The sequence below is a fragment of the Lolliginicoccus lacisalsi genome (assembly GCF_014841105.1).
Lineage (GTDB): Bacteria > Actinomycetota > Actinomycetes > Mycobacteriales > Mycobacteriaceae > Lolliginicoccus > Lolliginicoccus lacisalsi.
On record NZ_JACYWE010000001.1, the window covers coordinates 134,532 to 158,999 of the forward strand.

Consider the following 24,468-nt stretch of genomic DNA (forward strand, 5'->3'; position numbering starts at 1 on the left):
AACGGGCCCATACTCAGGGGACACCCCGCCGGATCGCAGCTCGCCCACCCGGACAGCCAAGGCCATGAGGAGCCCGCCACCATGAGCACCCCCACGGACCACGCCACACCCACAGTCGAGCCCGCCGACCTCGCCGACGATGCCGTCTCGCTCGTGCGCTACTGGCTGGTCGAAGGCGCCCGCTACCCGGTCGATCCCGCGGCCCGCAAGCTCGCCGGGGTGCTCGACGACCCCAACGGCCTCGATTTCACCGTCGGGTTCGTCGACGGCGTCATCCGCCCCGAGGACGTGCGCGTCGCCGCCCGCAACCTGAAGGCCATCGCCCCGCGCGTGCCCCGCTTCCTGCCCTGGCCCATGCGCCTCGCCGTCCGGCTCGGCGCCGTCCTCGCCATGATCGCCCCCCAGCTCGTCATCCCCATTGCCCGGCGCGTGCTGCGCCACATGGTCGGGCACCTGATCGTCGACGCCCGCGATGCCAAGCTCGGCTCCACCCTCGCCCGCATCAAGCAGGCCGACACCCGCCTCAACGTCAACCTGCTCGGCGAGGCCATCCTCGGCGAGAAGGAGGCCGCCCGCCGCCTCGAGGGCCTCCACCGCCTCCTCTCCCGCGACGACATCGACTACCTCTCCATCAAGGTCTCCTCCACCGTCGCCCCGCACAACCACTGGGCATTCGACGAGACCGTCGCCCACGTCGTCGACACCCTCGAGCCGCTCTACCGCCAGGCCCGCGAGGACGGCAAGTTCCTCAACCTCGACATGGAGGAATACAAGGACCTCGACCTCACCATTGCCGTGTTCACCACCCTCCTCGACCGGCCCGGGCTGACCGACCTCGAGGCCGGCATCGTGCTGCAGGCCTACCTGCCCGACGCGCTCGCCGCGATGATGCGCCTGCAGGAATGGTCCACCGCCCGCGTGGACCGGGGAGGCGCCCGCATCAAGGTGCGCGTCGTCAAGGGCGCCAACCTGCCCATGGAGACCATGGACGCCGACCTCCACGATTGGCCGCTCGCCACCTGGCCCACGAAGCAGGACACCGACACCTCCTACAAGGCCGTCCTCGACTACGCGCTGCGCCCCGAGCACACGCGCAGCATCCGCATCGGCGTCGCCGGGCACAACCTGTTCGACATCGCCCTGGCCTGGCTGCTCGCCAAGGGCCGCGGCGTCACCGAGGCCGTCGATTTCGAGATGCTGCTCGGCATGGCGACCGGCCAGGCCGCCGCCGTGCGCAACGATGTCGGCTCCCTCCTGCTCTACACGCCCGTCGTGCATCCCAAGGAGATCGACGTCGCCATCTCCTACCTGATCCGCCGCCTCGAGGAAGGCGCCTCGCGGGAGAACTTCATGTCCGCCGTCTTCGAGCTCGACCACAACGAGGAGCTCTTCGAGCGGGAGAAGAACCGCTTCCTCGCCTCCCTCCACGCCCTCGAGTCCGCCCGCCACCACGGGGTGCCCGCGCCCAACCGCGACCAGGACCGCCGCCAAGCACCCGCTCCCGCCCCGCGCGACCACTTCACCAACACCCCTGACACCGACCCCGACCTGCCCGGCAACCGCGCCTGGGGGCGGGCCATCGCCGAGCGCATGCGCAGCTCCAGCCTCGGCAACCGCACCGCCGAGAACAACTGGATCACCGACGCCACCAACCTCGACAGGCTCATCACCGACGCCGTGCATGCCGCACCCGAATGGCAGCGCCTCGGCGCGGCGGCGCGCGCCGAGATCCTCCACCGCGCCGGGGATGTCCTCGCCGCCCGACGCGCCGACCTGCTCGAGGTCATGGGCTCGGAATGCGGCAAGACCCTCGACCAGGGGGACCCCGAGGTGTCCGAGGCCATCGACTTCGCCCACTTCTACGCCGAGCAGGGACGCGAGCTCGAGCTCATCGACGGCGCCACCCATCAGCCGTGCAACCTGACCGTGGTCACCCCGCCGTGGAACTTCCCCGTCGCGATCCCCACCGGCTCCACCATCAGCGCGCTCGCCGCCGGGTCGAGCGTCATCATTAAGCCCGCCCCGCAAGCAGCCCGGTGCGCCGCCGTCATGGTCGAGGCATTGTGGGAGGCCGGGGTCCCCCGCGACGTGCTGCACTACGTCCAGCTCGACGAGCAGCAGCTCGGCTCCGAGCTGATCGCCCACCCCGCGGTGGATCGGCTCATCCTCACCGGCTCCTACGACACGGCCGCGCTGTTCCGCTCCTTCCGCAACACCCTGCCGCTGCTCGCCGAGACCTCCGGCAAGAACGCCATGATCGTCACGCCCTCGGCCGACTACGACCTCGCCGCCCGCGATGTCGCCCAGTCCGCGTTTGGCCACGCCGGGCAGAAGTGCTCCGCGGCATCGCTGGTCATCCTCGTCGGCAGCGTCGCCACGTCCGCCCGGTTCCGCAACCAGCTCCTCGACGCCGTCCGCTCCCTCACCGTCGGCTACCCCTCCGACCTGCGCACCCAGATGGGCCCCATCATCGAGCCCGCCACCGGCAAGCTCCGCGAAGGACTCACCACCCTCGGCCCCGGCGAGACCTGGCTGCTCGAGCCCACCCCCCTCGACGACACTGGGCAGCTATGGAGCCCTGGCGTGCGCGAAGGCGTCAAGCCCGGCTCCGAGTACCACCTCACCGAGTACTTCGGCCCCATCCTCGGCATCATGACCGCCAACAGCCTCGACGACGCCATCCGCATCGCCAACGCCGTCGACTACGGCCTCACCACCGGGCTCCACTCCCTCGACCCCGGCGAGATCACCCACTGGACCAACCACATCCACGCCGGGAACCTCTACGTCAACCGCGGCATCACCGGAGCCATCGTGCAGCGCCAGCCATTCGGCGGCTGGAAGAAATCCGCCATCGGCCCCGGCACCAAAGCAGGAGGCCCGAACTACCTCATCGGGCTGAGCAACTTCACCGATGCGCCCGTCGAGCACCACCACGAGGCACCCCTCGCGCGACCCGTGGCGCAACTGATCGACGCCCTCCGAGGAACCCTCGACGCGGCTGACCACCAGTGGCTCCACGCCGCAGCCGGCAGCGATGCCCACGCGTGGAACACCGAGTTCGGCCAAGCGCTCGACCGCACCGGGCTGCTCGCCGAGCGCAACCTCCTGCGCTACAGGCCCACCGCAGTCACCATCCGCTACGAGGAGCCCACCTCCGGGCATGGCATCGCTGAGCTCGCCCGCGTCACCGCCGCTGCCCTGCGCGCCAATGCCCCCGTCGCCGTCAGCACCGCCACGCCGCTCCCCCTCGAGCTGGTCGACATCCTCGGATCCCTCGGCATCCCCGTCCACAACGAGGACGAGCACGCCTGGGCCCGTCACGCCGCCAGCCTCGCCCAGCGCACCGGCCCCACCTCGGCCGGGCGGATCCGGCTCATCAGCAGCACCCCGTCCCGCACCTATGACGCCACCGGGGGCAAGCCGGACATCGCGATCTACCACAACCCCGTGGTGTCCGCCGGGCGCATCGAGCTGCTGCCGTTCCTGCGCGAGCAAGCCATCTCCATCACCGCGCACCGCTACGGCACGCCTAGCCACCTCGCCGACGCAGTCGGATAGCAGGAGGCTGGTGCACTCACCCCGGCGGTCGGCATGGGAGGCGAGGCCGCCGGGTGAGGGCGCTGGCGCGCGGCTCGCGGTTGGCGGGGGTTCACGCCAGTGGAAACTTTTCCCCCTCTGAGGCGGAAAAGTTTCCACTACCGGAGTCGTCCTGCCTCGTGCTCGCCCGGGCGTCCGAGTCCGATCGGGTAGCGCTGGTAGCTCGGGGGCGGACCCAGTGCGTGGCCTTGCTCCGGCGACCCAATTGCGCCGAGCTGCCACCCTTGGCGCTCTCTGACCACGGTTGGCACTGAGCGACCACCCCTATTTCCGTGGCTGATCCGCGCAAGGGTGGCCAACGTCGGGCATGGGTGGCAGGAATCCTCAAGGCGCACGCTCGGAGACCGGCGCACGCCCGGTAACCGATCGCGCTCCTGGCTGCTTCTAGCCGGTAGAGACGAACTGGCGGATCAGATCAGCGACACGGTCGGGCGCCTCGATCATCGGTGAGTGCCCCACGTGCTCGAGAACGGTGGTCGTGATCGTTCGCACTGCCCGGTAGCGCGCCAGCGAGGCATCGACGTTGTAGAAGCGGTCCTCCCGGCCGAAGATGACGAGCGTCGGCAATGCGAGATTGTCCAGCCGTCCGTCCAGGCCCAGTCGTCTGGTCCACGCTTGCCGCTGCCTCATGGATTGGGTGAAAGCAGGGTGGTTCAGGCTGCGTGCGTCGCGGAGGCCCTGGCTGGGGTTGGCAAATGCTGTGGCCATGTCGAAGCCCGGCGCGAATGCTCGCCGCACCACGCGTCTGGTAGCGAAGGCGGGACCATATTGCTGCACCATCGGGCCGATCCACCGGGTGTGGATCACCCACTCGCCCGGTGGCAGCGTTCCGGTGCTCGTGTCGGGCCCTTCGCCCATCAGTACGAGCCGAGTGATGCGGGTGCTGTGCTCGGCGGTCGCCACGCCGAAGAGGCTGCCCATCGAGTGTCCGACAACCGTGACGTCGTTCAGGTCGCGCTCGGAGAGCAGGCGAGCATAGAGGCGACCTTGGCTGTCAGGGTCGTAGCCGGACGCAGGTCGTGCAGAACCACCGTGCCCGAGGAGGTCGAGCCGGATGCTCCGGTATTCCGGCAGGCGGGCAACGACCTGATCGAACCACGCCGTGGAGGCACCGAAGCCGTGCAGCATCAGGAGCGCGGGCCCGTCGACCGGGCCGTCCGCTCGGACGTGCAGGTCGATGCCATCGACAGACATCACCTTTCCTGCGCCGCCTGTTGCCGGCTCGGCGCTGGTGCGACCGGGCAGTCTGCCGACACGCCAGCGTCTGGGCGTCGATGAGTTCATGGTGGTCACGACTGGAGACCCAGCAGGCGGACCAGGACGGTCCCGATCGTGTCGCCTGGAACGCTGCCCGGATCGGCGAGCTCTTCGATGGCGAGGCCGTTGTTCAGGGCCAGCATGGTGAGCATGAGAGTGCGCGAGGAGACGGCTGAATTCGAGCCCCAGCTGCTGAGCGCTTCGTCGGCCAACTCTGTCAGTTGCTGGTGGTAGTCGCGGCGCTTGTGGGCCCATCGCTCGCGGAGCTCGTCGTCACGGGCGGCACGAAGCCAGAACTCGGTGAACAGCAGCTGCCATTCGCGGTTCTGCCGCATCGCAGCGGTCAGCCGCTGACCGGCTTCGAGCGCGGTCGCCTCGTTGACGACGGTGAGGTCGGCCTGGCCGAGGATTTGCCGTACTGCTGCGATGCGGCCCGTTATCTGCCGGTCGAATAGCTCGAAGAACAGGTCGTCCTTGCTCGCGAAGTTGGAGTAGAGGGCACCGGTGGTGAACCCGGCGGTGGCCGCGACCTGTTGCATGGTGGCTCCGGCGAAGCCGCGCTCGGCGAACACCGTGGAGGCCGCTCGCAGGAGCCGGTCGCGGACCTCGGCGCGGGGCGTCCGGCGGTTGATGGGGGCCGGGGCTGGCTTCATGATTGCCCTCCGTCGGCCGACTGTGCGAGTCCGGCCCGCAGGAAAGCCCCGGTTCCTCGCGTCGTGCCGAACCCGTCAGAAAAGGTTCCGTACTGGTAGGCGACATGCCCGCCCACGATGGTCGCGGCCACGGCGCCATCGTTGCGGTTGACCATTCGGGAGACGCCCCCGAGCCCGTCTAGGACGGCTTCGGCGTAGTCGGCCGACGCCTCCGAGAGCCCTGCGGGGTCGATGACGGCGATGTCTGCGCGGCCCCCCAGGCGGAGGGTGCCGGCGTCCAGGCCGTACCAGTCGCCGAGCTCGCCGGTGAGCCGGTGCACGGCGCGTTCGAGGCTGAGGAACTCGTGGCCGTTCTCGGCAGACTCTTTGACCCGCTTCAGCAGCCGGAGGCCGGCGTTGTAGAACGCCATGTTGCGCAGGTGGGCGCCGGAGTCGGCGAAACCCATCTGGATCTGAGGGTTGCCCGCGATCTTGTCGAGCACGTCGGGACGGTGGTTGGCGATCGTCGTGCGCCAGCGCAAGGCGGCGCCATGGGCGACCACTAGATCAATGAAGGCGTCAGCGGGATGAATGCCCCGCTCCTGGGCGACGCGGCCGAACGACTTGCCGATCACCTCGGCATCCGGGCAGCTGACGATGTCTGCGTCGAACAGGTCGCGGTGCCACAGCTTCGGACCGAACCTGCGCTCGATGTCCTTGCGGAACTGGCGGCGGTACGCCTCGGAGTCGACGAGCTTGCCGCGCTCGACCACGTCGCGCACGTTGAGAGCCGCCGCACCGGAGCCGAACTCCTCGAAGACGACCAGGTCGATGCCATCGGCGTACACCTCGAACGGCACCGGCAGGTGCTGCCAGCGCAAGTCCGAGGCGACAGCCCGGTTCAGCAATGCCGTCGCCTTGGTGAGCAACCAGATCAGCTTCGGGTCTGCCTTGAGATCAGCTGCGGTGAGCATCGTGGTCTTCAACGGCGCCCTACCTCGACCAGCGCTCTGGGCGAAGAACTTGCCGACCTCGGCCTTGCGGGCAGCGTTGGGCGTGCACTGGTGCACACGCCCGCGGTCGCGGAGCACGCGGTTGAGCGCGCGGTACTCTCGCCAGGTCGCGTAGGTGGAGGGAAGTTGGCGCGCAGGGTAGCGCACGCCCTCCAGCTTCGAGAACGAACTTCTGATGGTCGACAGTCCCACGAACCCGGCGTCGAGCGCATCGGCCAGCATCGCGCGCATCCGGCCCAACTCCGCGGGAGTCGGGCGTTCGCCTGGATCGGTGGCCCGGTCCAGGCCCATGACCGCCGCCCGGATGTCGGAGTGGCCGATGAACGCCGCGACGTTGGGTCCCAACGGGCGAGACTCGAGTGCCTCCACGTAGCTGTGGGGATCGGCCCAGGTCTGGTTCTCCTTGACCGCTGAGTGGACAGCGTCCCACGGCAGGGCCTCGACGCGCGAGAACAGGTCCGCGCAGTCGTCGGGGGAGGCATAGACAGTGGAGAGGGAGCAGTTCCCGAGGACCACAGTCGTGACGCCGTGGCGCACTGATTCCGAGAGTCCGGGGGCAACCAGCACCTCGGCGTCATAGTGCGTGTGGACGTCGATCAGGCCCGGCATCACCCACAGGCCCTCGGCTTCAACGACGTCCGCTCCCTCGGTCACCAAGGGTTCAGCACTGATCGCCGCCACTCGTCCTTCGCGCACTCCTATGTCGCGGATCGCCGGTCGAGCACCGGTTCCGTCGAAGAAGTATCCGCCCCGGATCACCAGATCGAAACCATCCATGACGTTGTCCCTCAATCTCGATAATGGCCGTTACTCAGTAATCAACATTATCGGGATTCGCCTACGGGGTCAATAGCGCCATCCGGCCGGGCCTTCCGAGCCACCGCGCGCCGGGCCTTCCGAGCCACCGCGCGCCGGGTCGCTGGGGGCTCGGGGTGGCTGGGGGCTCGCCGCGCGGTGGCGGTTCGCCGCGCGCCAGTGGAGACTTTTCCCCCTCTGAGCCGGGAAAGTTTCCACTAGCGGAGTCGTCCTGCGTCGTCCTCGCCCGGGCGTCCGAGTCCGATCGTGTAGCGCTGGTAGCTCGGGGGCGGACCCAGTGCGTGGCCCTGATCCGGCGACCCAATTGCGCCGAGCTGCCACCCTTCGCGCTCTCCGACCACGGTTGGCACTGAGCGACCACCCCTATTTCCGTGGCTGATCCGCGCAAGGGTGGCCAATGTCGGCCATGGGTGGCAGGAATCCTCAAGGCGCACGCCCAGAGACCGGCGCACGCAATCGCTGCGGGGTGCCCGTGGCTAGTCGCCAACTCTCGGCGGGATCAATCCCGGCCCTGCCCCGGTAGTGGAAACTTTTCCCCTTGGAGGCGGAAAAAGTTTCCACTGCCGCCCGCCGCCCGCCGAGCGCCCGAGGCCGACCGCCGACCGCCCGAGGCCGCCCGCCGCCCGCCGCGCGCAGACCGCCGAGCGCCCGAGGCCGACTGACGCGCGCCGACCGCCGCCCGCCGCCCGCCGCCCGCCGAGCGCCAGTACCCGACCGCCGCGCGCCCGAGGCCGACCGCGCCGTGGTCCAGGAGAGAAAAGCAGCGGGGGCACGACGCTCGCCGTGCCCCCGCTGCTCGTGACGCTTGCTATCAGACGCGGTCGGCGGCCCAGCTGCCAATGGCCATCTCGCGCACCGCGACGATCTCCTCCTCGGGCACGGGAAGCGTGCCCAAGGTTCCGGCGGGGTCATCGTGGAAGATGTAGAGCCGGGAGATCATCTCGCGGAATGGCAGGGACGCTTCGCCATATCGCTCGCCGTGGCCACTGGTGGAGACCACGACACCGTTTCCCCAGTTCTGGCCGCTGTCGTTGTTGGGATTGTAGAAGTACACGCGCATCTCCCCGTCCTGGTCGAGGGCGACACGGATGATGGTGATGGCGTGCCAGCCGACGAACGAGGCCGTTGAGTCGGTGACGGCGAGGCCCGCGGGCTGGGGGTGGATGAGCGGCTGGTTGCCGTTGTAGAGCGGGTGGCACGAGCCGTAGAACGCGCGGATGTAGTCGTCGAACCCGTGGAGCTTGCCGGTCTCGATATCGACGGCGATGCGGAACTCGCGGCCGACCCACCAGCCGTGGAACTCCGGGTTGATCCACCGGTGCGGGTCCTCGCCGCGCTCGTTGCACATGCGGCCCATCTCGTTGTAGATGCGGTCGAGGTGCGGCACGAGCACGGTGGACACCGGGTCGGTGTCGAGGATCGCGGCGGTGGCCAGGCCGCGGGGCAGCTCGTCGGACCGGATGGGCGTTCCCTCGAAGTGCATGAGCACGGAGTCGAGCCTGGTGGCCTGGTACAGCACGTTGAGCAGGTAGGCAGGCTCGCTGTAGGACCACATGGAGAGCGCCCGCGCTGACTGGCAGGTGGGGTTGTTGCCCTGCCCGATGCCGAGGGGCTGGCCGAGCACGAGGATGGTGCCGGCGAGGAGGAACACCCGGGGCGGGTGGGCGCTGCCGAACGTGGCGGTGATGGCTGCCGCGGCGCGCTCGCAGGGTTGCAGCGCGATCTGCCGCCATAGCCCGGGCGCGATGGGTGGCGAGTAGAGGATGCCGCGCTCGAGCAAGTTGACAAGCCCGTAAAGGGCTTGCGCGGTCGCCGGGTGGATCGCTTCGCGGATGAGCGCGTGCACGAGGTCGGTGTAGCACTGCAGCACGTCCTGGCCCGTGATGCTCAGGCCGAGCGCGGACGACAGGAGCGTGCCGTAGCCGTTGTCGAGCAACCACCGCACGAGCGTGACGTGGTAGTCGGAAACGAGCCCGGTGTCGAGCATGGCGCGCGCCATGCCGGTGGCTTCCTGCTGCAGCCCCGCTTGGTCGATGGATTCGAGGCGCTCCCGATACAGGTCGATCCCGGGATCGTCGCGGCACGCCTGGGTGGGGCCGAAGAGGGCGCTGATGAGCCGATCAGCGCCCAGCCTTGCCTCGCCGACGCCGCTGCTGCTGCTGGCGAGGGTGATGGCGATCTGCGTGATCATCGACTTGACGTGGGCGACCTGGACGGGTCGCTGCGCGAGGATGCGCCAGATCTCGTCGATGAGGCTGGTGAGGATGTCATCGAACCCGATGTGGGCGACGAGGAACTGGAACATCTCGGTGACTGCACCGTCGAGGGGCCGTGCCCTCACGCGCGCGGCCTCGGTCATGTCGCCGAACAGCCGCTCGAGATTCATCGCGAGCACCTGGGTGAGGAAATGCCGCGCCTGGTCAGGCGGCAGGTCAGGATGCTGCGCTCCTCCCGTGGCGACGGCGAGCAGCCGCAGCTCGCTGAGGCACTCGAGCGTCACCGCCCGCGTGCTGCCCTCCTGGAAGGTGGAATTAACCAGCCCGGGCAGGAGCGTGCTGGGATTGTCCCAGTCGGTACCGGCAAACACGCCGGCCCGGTCGAGGCGGGTGGCCCGCTCATACAGTGCCTCGATGCCGCCGGCCCGCGTGAGCAGGCGCTTGGACACATCGAGCACGGCGGATTGCCCCGATTCCTTGCCGAACCGTCCTGCCCGCTCCAGGCGCGCTGCCGCATCGTCGAGCTTGCTGCAGAGGCCCGGGAGGGCAGGATCGGTCGCGGTCGCGGCGCTCACCACCGGCACTCCCACCGGCCGTGGCTATCACACATAGAAATCGAGTTCCTCCTGCTTGGTGAGCAGCTCGCGCATCTCCGCGGGGTCATCTCCGAAGAAGTACACCAGGCCCCAGTGCGTGCCGAATGCCGATCGCTTGGTGACCTTGTTCTCCCGTGGTGCCACGAGCTCATGGAAATCAAAGTACTCGTGGTTCTCGGTCTCCTCGGGGATCTCCAGGTCACTGACCACGCGACGACGCGGGTAGACACCGAAGCACCCGGCATGGCCCTTGGCATCCACCACGGGCTCCGGGAAGAACGCCTCGATCTCTTCCTCGGTGGTCTTGGGGTCGAACATCAGCACGAGCGCCTGGTAGGCGTTGAAGCCGTAGCTGCGCTCGAGCAGCTCGAAGACCTTGAAGCCGGGCGGCCGGTAGGCGACCTCGCCGAAGTACATCTTGCCGTCGCTGGTGACGAAGTACTCGGGGTGGATGAAACCGAAATCGATGTCGAAGGTCTCGATGAGCTTCTCGATCTCCTCGGTGATGCGGGGCCGCCACTGCTCGAGCTCCGGGCTCGCGGGAACGAAGACAGAGTAGCCCAGCTTGACGTACTCGGAGATGTTGAGGAAGCGGATCTTGCGGTCCTGCACCCATGCCTCGACAGCGAACTCCCAGCCATCGAGGTGGCTCTCGAGCAGCGCGGGGAACTCGTCGTCGCTGATCCCGGCGACGTCCTCGACGGTGCGGACAACGCGGTGCCCGAGGCAGCCCGCCTTGTCGAATGCCTTGAGGTGGATGGGGTCGTTCGGATCGCCGTCGAGCTTGAGCAGAGTCTGGTTGACACGCTTGAGGAAGCGCACCACATCGTCGCGGTCATGCGCCTCTTCGAAGATGCCCACCCGGATGCCGCCGAGCTGCGCGCGACGCTTCATCAGGGCCTTGTCGCGGAAGAGCATCGCCTGCCCGTGCAGCCGCGGGTTGTGCTGCAGGACGGCATTGATCGCGCCCGCCCACTCGACGGTCTCCTCGAACAGCGGGATCGCCACATCGACGCCCATGTCCTTGAGCGTCTGCGCGATCTCCATCGAGCGGTCGTTCAAGCGCTCGAAGTTCCAGGGCACGAACGGGATGTCGTTCTGCCTCGCATAGTCCTCGGCCCACTCCGGGGCAACCACAACGTAGCGACGATCAAATCGATCCAGGGCGTCGATCGCGTTCAGCGTCCACCCCAGGATCGCTACATAACCCTTGTTCGGGTCCTTCTCCATGAAATTTCTCCTAGCTCCGTGGCTCGCATGTTGGATCCAGCCGTGGCTCCAGGGCCACCGCTCGCAAGGCCTATCCCGCCCGCGCCACGGACCAGACGGGACGAAACATGCCTCCCGCGGAACCCACCTTGCCACTGATCTGTGAACTGCGCCACCAATACCCGACACCCCGGCACGGAAGGCTTCGCGGCGCGGCGCCCAGTGGAATATCCTCCCGCCCGGGCCGGGAAAAAGCTCCACTCGCGCCACGCCCCCAGGCTCCCGCTGGCTTCCCCGCCGCCGCACCGGCACCATGGTGGCCATGCCCGCCCCCAGCAGCACCCCCGCTCCGACCGTTGCGCACGTTGAGCTCCGCGAGCATGCCGAGCGGCTTCTCGCCGACCTTGCTGGCCCCTCCGCCAGGCTGCGCGACGACCAGTGGACCGCCATCGAGGCGCTGGTGGTGCAGCGGCGCAGGGTACTGGTGGTGCAGCGCACGGGGTGGGGCAAGTCAGCGGTGTACTTCCTGGCCGCGAAGCTGCTGCGCGCGCAGGGGCTCGGTCCTTCGGTGATCGTCTCTCCCCTGCTCGCCCTCATGCGCAACCAGGTGGAGGCGGCGGCGCGCGCGGGGGCGCGGGCGGCGACCATCAACTCCGGGAACATGACGGAGTGGTCGGCGATCCATGCCAGCATCGCTGCCGGCGAGATCGATGTCCTCCTCGTCAGCCCCGAGCGGCTGAACAACCCGGATTTTCGCGATCAGGTCCTCCCGCACCTGGCCGATGACGCGGGGATGGTGGTCGTCGACGAGGCGCACTGCGTGTCGGACTGGGGCCATGATTTCCGGCCCGATTATCGCCGCATCCGCACGCTTGTCGCTGGCCTGCGGGGGGATGTCCCGGTGCTGGCGACCACCGCGACCGCCAATGATCGCGTGGTCGCTGATATCGCCGCGCAGCTCGGTGTGGCAGGCAGCGCCGACAACGGCGCTGGAGCCGATATGGGCAGCGACCAGGACGGTGCGCTCGTGCTGCGGGGCAGCCTGGATCGCGAATCGCTGCACTTGTCGGTGATCGACGTGGGGGCGAGCGCCGACCGGGCCGCGTGGCTCGCGCAGCACCTCGGTGACCTGCCAGGCAGCGGGATCATCTATTCGTTGACCGTGTCCGCCGCGGAGGATCTCGCGACGGTGCTGGGCGAGCACGGGCACGAGGTGGCGGCCTATACCGGCCGTACCGATCCGGCTGAGCGCGAGGCCCTCGAAGCTGACTTGCTGGCAAACCGGGTTAAAGCGCTGGTGGCGACGTCCGCGCTGGGGATGGGTTTCGACAAGCCCGATCTCGGGTTCGTGGTGCATGTCGGCTCGCCCTCCTCCCCCATCTCCTACTACCAGCAGGTGGGTCGCGCGGGCCGTGCGGCGCAGCGGGCGGAGGTGCTGCTGCTGCCGGGGGCCGAGGACAGGCGGATCTGGGAATACTTCGCGTCGGTATCGTTCCCGCCGGAGGACACGGTGCGCGGTGTCCTGGCCGCTCTCGATGGCGAGCGTCCCCAGTCCACGGCTGCGCTGGAGCCGCGGGTAGACCTGTCGAGGTCGCGCCTCGAGATGGTGCTGAAGGTGCTCGATGTCGATGGCGCGGCCCGGCGGGTGAAGGGCGGCTGGGTCGGCACGGGCCAGCAATGGCTATATGACACGGAGCGATATGGCCGGCTCGCGGAGGCGCGCCAGCGGGAGCAGCAGGCCATGCTCGATTACCTCACCACCTCCCAGTGCCGCATGGTCTTCCTGCGGCGGCAGCTCGACGATCCGGATCTGGGGCCTTCGCCCGCAGGCTGCGGCCGGTGCGACAATTGCGCCGGCGGCCGGTTCGCCGCGACGGTCGACGATTCGATGCGCCAAGCAACGCGCGAGACCCTGGAGAGGCCCGGGGTGGTCCTCGCCCCACGCCGGCAATGGCCCACCGGGATGTCCACGATCGGGGTCGGCCTCTCGGGACGAATCAAGGATGGTCCCGAGCCTGGCCGGGCGATAGGTCGGCTCACTGATCTGGGGTGGGGCCCGCGCTTGCGCGCGGTTCTCGATGCGGGGGACGGCGACGCCCCCGAGGCGCTGGTGTCCGCTGCTATCGAGGTGCTCAAGGCCTGGGAGTGGCAGCAACGCCCCACCGCGGTCATGGCGCTCGGCGCGGGCAGCCATCCGCGGCTCGCGGCCTCGCTAGCATCCCGCCTGGCGAGCATCGGTCGGCTCCGGGATCTGGGGGCCCTTCCGCTGCGGCCCGGCGCGTCCTTGCCCGTGGCGCAGAACTCGGCGTTCCGGGTGGCCGCTCTGCATGACGCGTGGGACGCATCCGCGGTGCCTGATCTCGATGGCCCGGTCCTGCTCGTTGATGCGGTCGCCGATACGGGATGGACGCTCGCCCTCGCGGCGCGCGCGCTACGGGCCGCCGGCGCCTCCGCCGTGCTGCCCATGGTCATCGCGGCCACCAGCTAGTGGGCTAGGAGCTCGGCGGCTGGGACAATCCGCGGCGTGCTTGCTCGACATGCTCCCGCCACGGACGATCGAGCGTCATCACTCCGCTGTCGCCGACGAACGCGCTCGAGATGACGATGTCGGGCTCGAGGCGGGCAAGCTCGGTGAGAGTCTCGTCCAGCGCCGCACGGTCACTGATGCCCGGTATGTAGCCAGGCGCCCAGGATCCATTCCGGAGGTACACGGTGTCGCCGGTGAACAGGTATGTGCCGCTGGCACCGTGGGCGAGGTAGCACGTGCTGCCCGGGGTGTGCCCGGGCGCCGGGATGACTTCGAGCACGCTGCCGACGATGTGGGCAGCGGTGAACGGATCGTCCACCGTCACTCCGGCGAGGTGGGCCTCCGAGGCGTGCAGGTGGAGAGTGGATCCGAACCGATCCCGGATGGTTCGCAGCGACGGCGCGATCTCGTCCTGATGGCTGAGGTAGTGGCGCGTCACTCCTCCGAGCCGGGCCATGTGGTCGACCTCGTGGCCGTGGGTCGTGTTGTAGAACAAGATGTTTCCCACCGGCGATGTCCACAGGTAGGCATGCGTGGTCAGCCCCGGGGCGGGTTGCTCGGTGCCGGTCTCCCACAGGTCCGGCTCGATTTGCTTCATCTCGGCCTCCATTCCATTACGTTACGTAGTGTAACGCTACAATAGGGGCATGACCACCCCAGGACGCCCGCGCGACCGCAATCTCGATGCCGCGATCCTCTCGGCAACCCTCGAGCTATTGGCCGAGCGCGGGTACCTCGAGCTCTCCCTTGAAGAGGTCGCCCACCGCGCGGGAACCTCGCGGCCAGCGATCTACCGGCGGTGGCCAGGGCGCGCGCCGCTCGCCCTCGCCGCGATCGCGGACCGCCTCGCCACTCCTCCGCCGCCGGACACCGGCTGCACCCTGTGCGACCTCAGCGAAGGCATCGAAGTCTTTCTCGCCGCGTACCGCACGATCCGCCCCGACGTGCTGAGCTCGGTGTTTGCTGACTGTTCCGCCGACCCCCTCCTGCGCGACCGCTACATCGAGGCAATCGTCGAGCCGCCCCGGCGGGCAGTCGCGCAGACCCTCGACCGAGCGATCGCGCGCGGTGATATCCGCCCGGACGCCGACCGGGACGGCCTCCTCGACATGCTGGCCTCGATCGTCCACTACCGCGCCGTCTTCCAGGCCCGCCATCTGACCGAGGACGACGCCTCGGCGGTCGTCGAGACGCTGCTGCGCGGCGCGGCCGTCGATTACCCGGCACTCGTGGAGCACAGCGCGACGCACCACTGATCGGATTGCCCATTATTGGCGCGGGGGGCTCGTGCATGCTCCGAATGGGTGCGCCCGCATCGTGGCGCGGGATCCTTTGCCGTGCAGGAGTTGTGCCGATCGCGGTCCGCGCCGGGTAGCGCAGAAGCGGTGGGCGCGGCTGGGCGGGAGCGGGTCGTCAGCGTTGATCAAGGACACGCTGAGTACGACGCTGCGGCCATGTCGCACGGTTCCACCCACCCGGCTATGTGATGGGCATCACGTATTCGGCGGTGCCGCTAGGCCTCCGGGCGCCGCCGCTAGGCGTCCGGGACGAGGAAGATCCAAGTCGTGCCCTCCGCGAGCGGGAGATCCTGGCCCGTGGCGCTGGCAAAGCGGAAGGGATCGGTCGCGGAAGGCCGCATCCACCGCCCGTCGAACCGCTGCCCATCGCGCAGGATCGTCGCCTCGCCCGATCCCGTCGTGCCCGCCTCCGGCGAGCCGAGCAGGCCATCGCGGACCGGCACCCGCGCGATGGCGATGTTCTCGACCGCGATCTCCCCACCGTCGAGCGTCGAGAAGGGCTGCCCGTCGAGCGTGATCGACCACGCCTCGCCACTATCGCTCCAGTTGAGCTGGTAGGCCGCGCGCTCGTACACCACATCCTCGGCAGCGGCAGGCTCACCGCCACCCGGCAGATCGCCGGTTTCCACGAGCGGCCGCGCGGGCCCAACCGCCGGTCGCGGTAGATCACCCGCGCGCACGTACAGGTTGTGCGGGGCCGCGCGGCCCGGGTCGCGGAAGAACGCTCCCGCCGCGCTGGACTCGGTGGCATTGATCAACGGCGCTTCGTTGAAGCGCTCGAGCACTTCCCGGGCCGCGCCCGAGTACGCGAACGTCGGTTCCCCGAACTGCCGCAGCAAGTCGAGGTCCGTGATGCGCGCGCTGCGCACCGGCCCCAGCACCTCCGGGAACGGCGCCTCGAGCACCGCCATCAGGCGGGTCAGTCCACCTTCCACGGGCTCCACGATGACCAGCGATGCATCCTGCACGCCGGACTGCGGCCGGGCCGCCGCGACATTGTCGATCTTGACCACCACGACCGGGGCAGGCGGGGCGGGAGCCACCGTGGTCGGCGGCGGCGCCGACGAGCTAGGGGCTGGCGCATCGATCGGGCCCTGCCCGCACGAGGCCATCGCCAGCACACCCAACAGACCGACCGCCGCAGCGGCCCCACGCGCAACCCGGAGCATGCGACATTCCTACCAGGTCCAGGGCCGATGAACCGTCGATCAAGGCGGGTGTCGGCGGGTGGATGTCGGTGCGCAGCAAGCTAAAGCACCTCGGATCGCCAAACGCGATAGAAACTCCACGGGTTCTGGGCCCGTTTCTATCGCGTTTGCGACCAAGGAAGCGACCAAGGAAGCAACCAGGTCCCAGCAGCCACGGACAACTGGCCGCCCCCTTTGTTCGCGATTCCGGCCACCTCAACCGCGCCGCCGTTTCACGATGGTGGCATGACGAGCACGCAGTCCACGCCTTCCGTCACCCAAGTCACGCCCTCGCCCCGTCGATTGTGGGCAGGCAGGCTCGGCGGCCCAGCGCTCGCGCTCCTCGCGTACTTCGCGATCCCGGACCATCCGGACCTGTCGCTGGCAGGGCGCACGGTCGCGGCGGTGGCGGTGCTGATGGCCGTGTGGTGGATGACGGAGTCCTTGCCGCTTCCCGCGACCGCCCTGGTGCCGATCGTGGCGTTCCCGCTCCTGGATGTCCTGCCCATCGGCGAGGCCACGGCACCGTACGCATCGCCGACGATCTTCCTGTTCATGGGTGGTTTCATGATCGCCCTGGCGATGCAGCGCTGGGATCTGCACCGGCGCATCGCGCTGCATACGGTGCGGGTGGTGGGTACCCGGCCGCGGCAGATCGTGCTGGGAATGATGGTGGCGACCGCGTTCCTGAGCATGTGGGTGTCGAACACCGCCACGACATTGATGATGCTGCCGATCGCGGTGTCGGTGCTCGCGCTGGTGGTGAGCGATGACACGAAGAACGGCGCGGCGGGAGCGATAGAGGATCGCGATACGCGCAACTTCGCCGTGGGCCTGATGCTCGCGATCGCGTACGCGGCATCGGTGGGCGGCCTGGCGACGATCATCGGCAGCCCTCCCAACGCGATCATGGTGGCATTCGTGGAGGAGGAGTACGGGATCTCGATCAGCTTCGCTGACTGGATGAAGATGGGCGTGCCGTTGACGGTGGTCTTCCTCGTGATCGTCTGGGTGCTACTGACACAAGTGATCTATCGGAGCGGGCTGACGGAGATCGCGGGCGGTCGCTCGATGATCCGGTCGCAGTTGACCGGGCTGGGATCGATGTCGCGCGGCGAGTGGAACGTGCTGGTCGTGTTCGTGGTCGCCGCCCTGCTGTGGGTGTTCCGCGAGCCGCTCGCCGAGGTCGACATCCTGGTGTCCGTGCTGCCGTTCATGGCGAACCTGTCTGACCCGGCCATCGCGGTCGGGGCGGCGCTGCTGCTGTTCCTGCTGCCCGCGGAGCATCGCCAGGCCGAGACCGAGGACGGCCAATCGGAGTGGGTTGCCACGTTGGACTGGAAGACCGCGCAGACCGGCATCCCGTGGGGCGTGCTCCTGCTTTTCGGCGGCGGGCTCAGCCTGGCCGGGGCAGTCTCCGGCACGGGCCTCGATGAGTACATCGGCTCGCAAGTGAGCGGGCTCGGCGCGCTCCCGATCGTGCTGCTCGTCGCAGGGGTGTGCGCGATCGTGCTGCTGCTGACCGAGCTGACCTCGAACACCGCGACCGCGGCCACGTTCCTGCCCGTGCTCGGCGGTGTGGCGCTGGGGCTGGGGCTCGATCCGATGCTGCTTCTCGCCCCGGCCGTGCTCGCTGCCTCGTGCGCGTTCATGCTTCCCGTGGCGACGCCGCCGAACGCCATCGTGTTCGGCTCGGGGCATGTGACGATCGGGCAGATGATGCGGGCCGGGATCTGGCTCAACATCATCGGCGTCGTGCTCATCACCGGGCTTGTGTACGCCCTGGGTGGCTGGGCGCTCGGCATCGAGTTCGGCTAGCGCTCCCGGCCGCGCCTACCCAGCGATGAGGTCGGCGGCCTTCTCGCCAATGACGACGCTCGGCGCGTGCGTGTGGCCACGGATGATGGTCGGCATGATCGAGGCGTCGGCAACACGGAGGCCGTCGACGCCTCGGACCCGCAGCTCAGGGTCGACGACGCTGTGGTCGTCGCGGCCCATGCGGCAGGTTCCGACGGGGTGGTACAGGGTGTGCGCGTAGTGCTCGAGGCACATGTCGAGGACCTCGTCGAGGGGGGTGCCCGGCGCGACGAGCGGCTGGAGGTAGTTGCCGAGGTGCTGGGCGAGCGGAGCGGTGCCAGCGATGGCGGCGCACGCCCGGATGCCTGCCATGATCGCGGCGCGGTCGCGGCCTTCCTCATCGCTCAGGTACCGGGGATCGATCAGGGGCTTGGCGAGCGGGTCCGGGGAGGCGAGCGTGATGTCGCCTCGGCTGCGGGGGGTCAGCAGCACGGTGCCGAGGGAGGCGCAGTGGCCGTCGTGCTCGAACAGGCCCTCACGGAGGAACGGCGCGGGACCGAAGAGCAGCTCGAGGTCGGGCAGCTCGAGGGTGTCGCTGCTGCGGATGAAGCCGTAGGCCTCGGCGACGTTGGAGGTGAGCATTCCGCGGCGCGCGGCGAGGTAGGAGATGAGCTGCCGCGGGGTCTCGGCGTCGGCGAGAGTGTTGCCGTCGGCTTCGTAGGAGAGGATGGCAATGAGATGGTCCTGCAGGTTGCGGCCCACCTCGGGGCTGTGGTGCTGCACGGAGATGCCGTGGTGGGTGAGCTGGTCGGCGTCACCGATGCCGGAGAGCATGAGCAGCTGGGGGGTATTGATGGCTCCGCCGCTGAGGATGACCTCGCGGCCGGCGTCGATCTGGCATTGCTGGCCGCCGTGCAGGTAGTCGATGCCGGTGGCGCGGGAGCCGGTGAAGCGGATGCGGGTGGCATGGGCACCAGTGATGACCGTGAGGTTGCGGCGCTTGGTGGCGGGCCGCAGGTAGGCGTCGGCGGTGCTATGCCGGGCGCCGCGCTTCTGGGTGACCATGGTCTGGGTGAAGCCGTCGGGCTGGTACTGGTTGGCGCGCTCGAGGCGATGGCCGAGGCTGGATACGGCTTGGAGGTAGTCACTGGTCATGGGGCGCGGGCTGCGCTGCCGGGAGATGTGCAGCGGCCCGTTGGCGCCGTCCCCGGGAGGGGTGGCGCCCTCGACGTGCTCGATGCGCTGGAAGTACGGCAGCAGCTTCTGGAACGACCAGTCCGGACCGGCGGTGCTGGCCCACTGGTCGTAGTCGGCAGCGTAGCCGCGCACCCACATCATGGCGTTCATCGACGAGCTACCGCCGAGGGTCTTGCCGCGTGGCCAGTAGATCTTGCGCCCGGCGAGGGCGGGCTGGGCGGTGGTGCTGTAGTCCCAGTCGTACTCGGTGCGGAAGAGCTTGGAGAACGCGGCGGGGATGTGGATGAACTGGTTGTCGTCGGGTGGCCCGGCCTCGAGCAGCGCGACCGTGGTGCCGGGCTTCTCGCTGAGCCGCGCGGCGAGGGCCGCTCCGGCTGATCCAGCGCCAACGATGACGTAATCGGCGGTGATGCGCGTGCTCATGCTGGGGCTCCTGTAGGCGCTGTCGGGGCTATCCGCGCAGGGCGGAGGCGAAGATCCCGGGCAGTTTCGCCCAGGATCGGTTGGCGGCGAACGCGGTGAGTCGGCGGCCCGTAGTGGCGGCGGTGCGGTTGGTGACGAACCACGGCGGCTTGGGGCTGATGGCGAGCTCGCCGCGCAGCACGGAGCGCGGCACGGGCCGGAACGGCCCGGTGACGACGGTGCGCTCGGTCTCGGCGAGCAGCAGCGCGTTGTGCACGACTCCGATGCCGGACTGCACATCGTTGAGCGTATGCCCGGGGAAGGCGCCCCAGGTTGCTCGGGAGGTGAGGTAGCCGACTCCGGTCCAGGCGTTGATCGCCACGGTGCCGTAGCGCAGGTCCTCGACGGCTTGGTCGAATCGCTCGCCGAGCTCCCGACGGGTGTGCGGGTGGATGATGACGTTCGCGCCGAGGGTGCCGACGAGGTGCTCGTTGGCGAATTCGACGGCCGCATCCACGTACTCGGCGGCGTTGCCGGGCAGCTCGGTGACGGCGAGGACGGGCGCGAAGTACTCGGTGGTGAGGGCGGGCGAGTCCGCCTCGAGGCCCGTGGCGAGCACGCGGTCGCCGATGCGGATGGCTCCGCCGAGCGTGTCGAGGGCGGAGGCGATGCGATCGCCACTGCCTGGGTAATAGGCATCGCGCGAGGGAGCGTCAACGAGGACGGAGCGTACCTCGGCGAGGAATGCGTCCTTCTGGTCCCAGTCGGCGGGGACGATGAGCACCTGCGCGGCGATGCAGTTGTAGCCGTTGTTGTGGAGCCGCTGCGTCACTACATGCTCGGCCTGGTAGCGCAGGTCGGCGTCGCTCCACTCGCCCGGCACGACGATCACTGGGGACACTCCGCCGAGCTCGCTGCTGATCGGCTTGGCGAGCACCGGATCGTTGCTGGCCTTGCGCCGGGCGCCTTCCTCGCCGGTGCCGAACACGATGGCGTCGTGGGTGGCGGCGCTGCCCGTCATGTGCACGTGGCTGACCTTCTCGTGGTGGGCGAGGTACCCGCCCACCTCGGCGCCGCCGAGCACGATGCGGACCACGCCGAGATCGATGAGGGGCCGCAGGGCCTTCTCGAGCACCGGGAGCATGGGGTCGGTGATCGGGTTGAGCTTAAGGATCACCATGCGGTTGTGGGCGAACAGCTCGTAGAGCACATCGAGTGGCGCGATGGAGGTGATGTTTCCCGCGCCGAGGACCAAGCCGATGCCGGCCGTCTCGGTGGGGGCGAGCTGGGCGAGCCCGGCGGTGCGGATCGCGGTTTCCTGGTCGATCCCGGGGCGTAGCCACACCTCGGCGTGGAAGCCATTGAGCAACAATGCGTTGGCGAGCTCGTAGGGCAGGACGTCCACCGCTATGCGCCCGCCGCGGGCCTCGTGGATGTGCTTGGCATCGAGCGGGCTGCGTCCTTGCTCGAGCGCGTGCAGGGACTCCGCGAGGGCGGTGGTGGCGATGAGCACCGGGTAGGGCCCGGACATCCACTCCTCGCCGAGGAGTGGCGATTTGGCGGGCAGGCCCTTGATGCGGGCCGCGGCGGCCACCCATTCGTTCGCGGCGGTGGCAACGCTCGCGTGGACCTGCTCGAGCAGCTCGCGGCGCCTGCGCAGTGGTGTCGCCGACCAGAGCTTCTCCCCTGCCTCTAGCTCCTCGAGCAGGGCATCCAGGTGTGAGGGAATGGCCATCGTCAACCTCGTCTCGCCCCGGCCTGTGGCACAGCCGGATATCGCTGAATCGTATTGCCGCTACCGTACTCCGGTCAGCCGCGGTCAGGGCGGACTTGGGAGCTGGGCCAGCGCGTCATGATGGACAGTTTTTCACGAGCAAAGGGCTGTGTTCCGCGTCACAGAGTGCCATGATTGATCTTGAGCCGTATGGACCCGGGAGCCTAGAGAGACAGAGCGATCTGACCACGCTACTTCGGTGAGGAAGTGCCGCCATGCTCAGGAAAATGCATGATCGACTCGGCTTGCAGACCGATCCCACGATCTTCTTCGTCTCCGGAGGGCTGGTCCTGGGGTTTGTCATTGCCGCGATCGCGTTCACGGATCTCATTGATTCGATATTCACCGCGGCCCGGGACTGGCTGCTGACGTCATTGGGCTGGTTCTACATCCTCGGCGTCACCTCGTTCCTTATCTTCCTCATCTGGATCGCGCTGAGCCGGTTCGGGCACGTGCGGCTCGGTGGTGCCGACGAGAAGCCCGAGTTCGGCACCGCCACCTGGTTCGCGATGCTGTTCGCCGCGGGCATTGGCACGATCCTGATGTTCTGGGGCGTCGCCGAGCCGATCAGCCACTTCGCCAATCCCCCGCGCAGGGACGTGGAGCCCGAGTCGCTGGCCGCCATGGAGGAAGCGATGGGCTTCACGCTCTATCACTTCGGCCTGCACACCTGGACGATCTTCTGCCTGCCCGCGCTCGCCTTCCCCTACTTCGTGTACAAGCGCGGCCTGCCCATGCGCGTGTCGTCGATCTTCTACCCCCTCCTGGGCGAGCGCATCCACCAGTGGCCCGGCAAGGCCATCGACATCCTGGCGGTCATCGGCACGCTGTTCGGCGTTGCTACCTCGATCGGCCTGGGCACCCTGCAGATCAACGCGGGCCTCAACAGCCTGTTCGGCATCCCCATGGGCAAGCCGACGCAGGTCATCCTCATCGCGGTCATCACCCTGATCGCTATCGGCTCAGTGATGATGGGCCTCGACAAGGGCATCAAGCGGCTGTCCAACATCAACATCACCATGGCGGTGGGCCTGCTCATCTTCATCTTCATCACCGGATCCACGCTGTATCTCGCCAAGGGCATCATCGAGACGACCGGCACCTATCTGGAATGGCTGGTGCCGCTCGCGTTCTGGACCGACGCGTCCGACGTCAACCCGGGCTGGCAGGGCAACTGGACGGTGTTCTACTGGGCATGGACGATCACCTGGGCGCCGTTCGTGGGCATCTTCATCGCCCGCATCTCCAAGGGCCGCACCATCCGTGAGTTCGTTGGTGGCGTGCTGGCCCTGCCGACGGCGTTCTCCATCGTCTGGTTCTCGATCTTCGGCCTCTCCTCGTTCGATATCGAGCGCAACCAGGAAGGCACGCTCGTGCAGGAGGTCGTCGAGGAGAACGACATCCCTGGCGCCCTGTTCGCTTTCCTGGAGAACTTCCCGCTCACCACTTTCATCGCGTCGATCTCGGTGCTGATCGTGGTCATCTTCTTCACCACGTCCTCGGACTCGGCATCCCTGGTCGTGGACATGCTGTGCACCGGAGAATCCGAGGCCGGGCCGGTTCGCCAGCGCGTCTTCTGGGCGGCGCTCGAAGGCGTGGTCGGAGCCACCCTGCTCGCCGCGGCAGCCGGGACGAACGGGCTCGACGCCTTGCAACAAGTGATCACGGTGATCGGGCTGCCGTTCTTCCTCATCGGCTTCGTAATGATCTACAGCCTCGTCAAGGCGCTCAACGAGGACCACGTGCCCACGGGCAAACCAGTGCGCGAGAGAAAGCACGCCGACCTGAACTAGTCGGCGCGCCCGGGGCAGCCCAAGGCTAGGACGGATCGCCGAGCCCGCTGATGTCCCCCGGCACATCGACGGCGTGCTCGCGCAGCACCGCCAGCGGTACGAGGTCGAGCACCCTCTCATGGGAGGCCGCCAGCACCACGGGGGCGGCCGCCCCGTCCTCGTGCGCGCGCAACCAGTTCCGGGCCGTCACGCACCACCGGTCCCCCGGCTGAAGTCCGGGGAAGCCGTAGACCGGCATCGGCCGGGTCAAGTCATTGCCGATCGACCGTTGATGATCGAGGAACTCGCGCGTCACCACCGCGCAGATCGTGTGGCTGCCCAGGTCCTCGTCACCGGTGCTGCAGCACCCATCGCGGTAGAAGCCGGTCACAGGATCGGTGCCGCACTCCTCCAGCGCACTGCCCAGCACATTGTTGTCCACCATGCGCACCAGTATGCCGACGGCGCTGCCGTCACGGACGCCGCCGCGCTGATTCGTCTACTCGGCGGTTCCGCGGGCTGATCCGGTCATGTCTCCCTCGGGGTCGAACAGCATGCACACGACCTCGCGATCACCATCCGCCCAGGAGGACTCCGTCGGATACAGGTAGCTCATGTAGAAGCGCGAGGAGGCGTAGTCGATGCCCACGAATGGCTCGAACTCGTCGTAGCACGCGATCTCGACGGTCTCGATGAGCTCTTCCTCCGCAGGGAAAGGCCCGTCCTCGAGATCGACGAGGGCATAGACCTCCCGACCATGCGGGCTCGAGCAGGGCACGACTCCCACTGATTCCACCTGGGTGTCGGTCGCGCTCTCGGAGAGGCAGTCGCCCACGCGGAGCTTGAACGCGCTGACCTGGTTCTCCTCGATCGGATCCGGATCTGCTTGCCGCCCGAAAGTGGCCTTCTCGTCGTCGGCACTCGCGGTGGGCGCTTCAGTAGCTGCTGGGCTTGGCGCGCTGGCCGTCTCCTCGTCGGACCCGGAACCGAGGGAGAACGAGCACGCTGACACCGCGAGCCCTGCAGCAAGCATCGCTGCCATGGCCATGCCGCGCGCGCGATCGCGTGAAACGAATGGGAACGCGGCCATGCCGACCTCCTGGTCGAGTCAGAGGGTTCACCAGGAGCTACCGCTCCCCGCATGATGAGAATATCGCGGGGCGCCGTGGTCGCGC

General features: G+C 68.4%; 16 protein-coding genes. 5 read left to right on the forward strand and 11 right to left on the reverse strand.

Annotation, left to right across the window (positions count from 1 at the left end):
• The first annotated feature begins 81 nt into the window (after positions 1-81).
• On the forward strand, positions 82-3,561 hold the full coding sequence (locus tag HT102_RS00650; protein ID WP_192037490.1) for a bifunctional proline dehydrogenase/L-glutamate gamma-semialdehyde dehydrogenase: 3,480 nt from the start codon (positions 82-84) through the stop codon (positions 3,559-3,561).
• 423 nt (positions 3,562-3,984) lie between these two features.
• On the opposite strand, the gene HT102_RS00655 is transcribed toward HT102_RS00650, so the two are convergent.
• The 5 genes from HT102_RS00655 to HT102_RS00675 form a co-directional block, all read right to left on the reverse strand.
• Positions 3,985-4,794, reverse strand: a complete 810-nt coding sequence (locus HT102_RS00655; RefSeq protein ID WP_192037491.1) for an alpha/beta fold hydrolase — start codon at positions 4,792-4,794, stop codon at positions 3,985-3,987.
• A gap of 95 nt (positions 4,795-4,889) precedes the next feature.
• The gene (locus HT102_RS00660; protein WP_192037492.1) at positions 4,890-5,510 is read right to left on the reverse strand and encodes a TetR/AcrR family transcriptional regulator; all 621 of its coding nucleotides are present in this window, start codon (positions 5,508-5,510) and stop codon (positions 4,890-4,892) included.
• Entirely contained in the window at positions 5,507-7,279 is a 1,773-nt protein-coding gene (locus HT102_RS00665; RefSeq protein ID WP_192037493.1) for an N-acyl-D-amino-acid deacylase family protein, read from the reverse strand. Before HT102_RS00665 ends, HT102_RS00660 begins: the two co-directional genes overlap by 4 nt.
• 850 nt (positions 7,280-8,129) lie before the next feature.
• Entirely contained in the window at positions 8,130-10,109 is a 1,980-nt protein-coding gene (locus HT102_RS00670; RefSeq protein WP_225443041.1) for a hypothetical protein, read from the reverse strand.
• 27 nt (positions 10,110-10,136) lie between these two features.
• On the reverse strand, positions 10,137-11,360 hold the full coding sequence (locus HT102_RS00675; RefSeq protein WP_192037494.1) for an ATP-grasp domain-containing protein: 1,224 nt from the start codon (positions 11,358-11,360) through the stop codon (positions 10,137-10,139).
• A 292-nt stretch (positions 11,361-11,652) separates the two neighbouring features.
• Here HT102_RS00675 and HT102_RS00680 point away from each other — a divergent pair, with 292 nt between their 5' ends.
• Positions 11,653-13,827 (forward strand): RecQ family ATP-dependent DNA helicase, encoded by a 2,175-nt coding sequence (locus tag HT102_RS00680; RefSeq protein ID WP_408611282.1) that lies wholly within the window; start codon positions 11,653-11,655, stop codon positions 13,825-13,827.
• A gap of 4 nt (positions 13,828-13,831) precedes the next feature.
• On the opposite strand, the gene HT102_RS00685 is transcribed toward HT102_RS00680, so the two are convergent.
• Positions 13,832-14,464 (reverse strand): MBL fold metallo-hydrolase, encoded by a 633-nt coding sequence (locus HT102_RS00685; RefSeq protein WP_192037496.1) that lies wholly within the window; start codon positions 14,462-14,464, stop codon positions 13,832-13,834.
• A 49-nt stretch (positions 14,465-14,513) separates the two neighbouring features.
• On the opposite strand from HT102_RS00685, the gene HT102_RS00690 reads away from it, so the two are divergent.
• Positions 14,514-15,122 (forward strand): TetR/AcrR family transcriptional regulator, encoded by a 609-nt coding sequence (locus HT102_RS00690; RefSeq protein WP_192037497.1) that lies wholly within the window; start codon positions 14,514-14,516, stop codon positions 15,120-15,122.
• A 278-nt stretch (positions 15,123-15,400) separates the two neighbouring features.
• Here the strand turns inward: HT102_RS00690 and HT102_RS00695 are convergent, their stop codons facing one another.
• Positions 15,401-16,333, reverse strand: a complete 933-nt coding sequence (locus HT102_RS00695) for a DUF3048 domain-containing protein (RefSeq protein WP_192037498.1) — start codon at positions 16,331-16,333, stop codon at positions 15,401-15,403.
• 264 nt (positions 16,334-16,597) lie between these two features.
• Here HT102_RS00695 and HT102_RS00700 point away from each other — a divergent pair, with 264 nt between their 5' ends.
• Positions 16,598-18,169 carry an SLC13 family permease gene (locus HT102_RS00700; RefSeq protein WP_192037499.1) on the forward strand — a complete coding sequence of 524 codons (1,572 nt, stop codon included), beginning with the start codon at positions 16,598-16,600 and terminating at the stop codon, positions 18,167-18,169.
• Between the two features lie 15 nt (positions 18,170-18,184).
• On the opposite strand, the gene HT102_RS00705 is transcribed toward HT102_RS00700, so the two are convergent.
• Positions 18,185-19,768, reverse strand: coding sequence for a GMC family oxidoreductase (locus HT102_RS00705; RefSeq protein ID WP_192037500.1), 1,584 nt, complete (start codon positions 19,766-19,768; stop codon positions 18,185-18,187).
• Positions 19,769-19,796: 28 nt separating this feature from the next.
• Positions 19,797-21,482 (reverse strand): aldehyde dehydrogenase family protein, encoded by a 1,686-nt coding sequence (locus HT102_RS00710; protein ID WP_192037501.1) that lies wholly within the window; start codon positions 21,480-21,482, stop codon positions 19,797-19,799.
• A 254-nt stretch (positions 21,483-21,736) separates the two neighbouring features.
• Between HT102_RS00710 and HT102_RS00715 the strand changes: the two genes are divergently transcribed.
• Positions 21,737-23,314, forward strand: coding sequence for a BCCT family transporter (locus HT102_RS00715; RefSeq protein ID WP_192037502.1), 1,578 nt, complete (start codon positions 21,737-21,739; stop codon positions 23,312-23,314).
• A gap of 25 nt (positions 23,315-23,339) precedes the next feature.
• Here HT102_RS00715 and HT102_RS00720 read toward each other — a convergent pair whose 3' ends face one another.
• Entirely contained in the window at positions 23,340-23,738 is a 399-nt protein-coding gene (locus HT102_RS00720; RefSeq protein WP_192037503.1) for a DUF2237 family protein, read from the reverse strand.
• Positions 23,739-23,792: 54 nt separating this feature from the next.
• Positions 23,793-24,383: a septum formation family protein gene (locus tag HT102_RS00725; protein WP_192037504.1), complete on the reverse strand. Its 591-nt coding sequence runs from the start codon at positions 24,381-24,383 to the stop codon at positions 23,793-23,795.
• Between the last annotated feature and the right edge of the window lie 85 nt (positions 24,384-24,468).

What these genes read in the sequence shown, in the direction of transcription:
- HT102_RS00650 (WP_192037490.1), top strand. Translation starts at nt 82, where the DNA reads ATGAGCACCCCCACGGACCACGCCACACCCACAGTCGAGCCCGCCGAC.
- HT102_RS00655 (WP_192037491.1), bottom strand. Translation starts at nt 4,794, where the DNA reads ATGTCTGTCGATGGCATCGACCTGCACGTCCGAGCGGACGGCCCGGTC.
- HT102_RS00660 (WP_192037492.1), bottom strand. Translation starts at nt 5,510, where the DNA reads ATGAAGCCAGCCCCGGCCCCCATCAACCGCCGGACGCCCCGCGCCGAG.
- HT102_RS00665 (WP_192037493.1), bottom strand. Translation starts at nt 7,279, where the DNA reads ATGGATGGTTTCGATCTGGTGATCCGGGGCGGATACTTCTTCGACGGA.
- HT102_RS00675 (WP_192037494.1), bottom strand. Translation starts at nt 11,360, where the DNA reads ATGGAGAAGGACCCGAACAAGGGTTATGTAGCGATCCTGGGGTGGACG.
- HT102_RS00680 (WP_408611282.1), top strand. Translation starts at nt 11,653, where the DNA reads ATGGTGGCCATGCCCGCCCCCAGCAGCACCCCCGCTCCGACCGTTGCG.
- HT102_RS00685 (WP_192037496.1), bottom strand. Translation starts at nt 14,464, where the DNA reads ATGAAGCAAATCGAGCCGGACCTGTGGGAGACCGGCACCGAGCAACCC.
- HT102_RS00690 (WP_192037497.1), top strand. Translation starts at nt 14,514, where the DNA reads ATGACCACCCCAGGACGCCCGCGCGACCGCAATCTCGATGCCGCGATC.
- HT102_RS00695 (WP_192037498.1), bottom strand. Translation starts at nt 16,333, where the DNA reads ATGCTCCGGGTTGCGCGTGGGGCCGCTGCGGCGGTCGGTCTGTTGGGT.
- HT102_RS00700 (WP_192037499.1), top strand. Translation starts at nt 16,598, where the DNA reads ATGACGAGCACGCAGTCCACGCCTTCCGTCACCCAAGTCACGCCCTCG.
- HT102_RS00705 (WP_192037500.1), bottom strand. Translation starts at nt 19,768, where the DNA reads ATGAGCACGCGCATCACCGCCGATTACGTCATCGTTGGCGCTGGATCA.
- HT102_RS00710 (WP_192037501.1), bottom strand. Translation starts at nt 21,482, where the DNA reads ATGGCCATTCCCTCACACCTGGATGCCCTGCTCGAGGAGCTAGAGGCA.
- HT102_RS00715 (WP_192037502.1), top strand. Translation starts at nt 21,737, where the DNA reads ATGCTCAGGAAAATGCATGATCGACTCGGCTTGCAGACCGATCCCACG.
- HT102_RS00720 (WP_192037503.1), bottom strand. Translation starts at nt 23,738, where the DNA reads ATGGTGGACAACAATGTGCTGGGCAGTGCGCTGGAGGAGTGCGGCACC.
- HT102_RS00725 (WP_192037504.1), bottom strand. Translation starts at nt 24,383, where the DNA reads ATGGCCGCGTTCCCATTCGTTTCACGCGATCGCGCGCGCGGCATGGCC.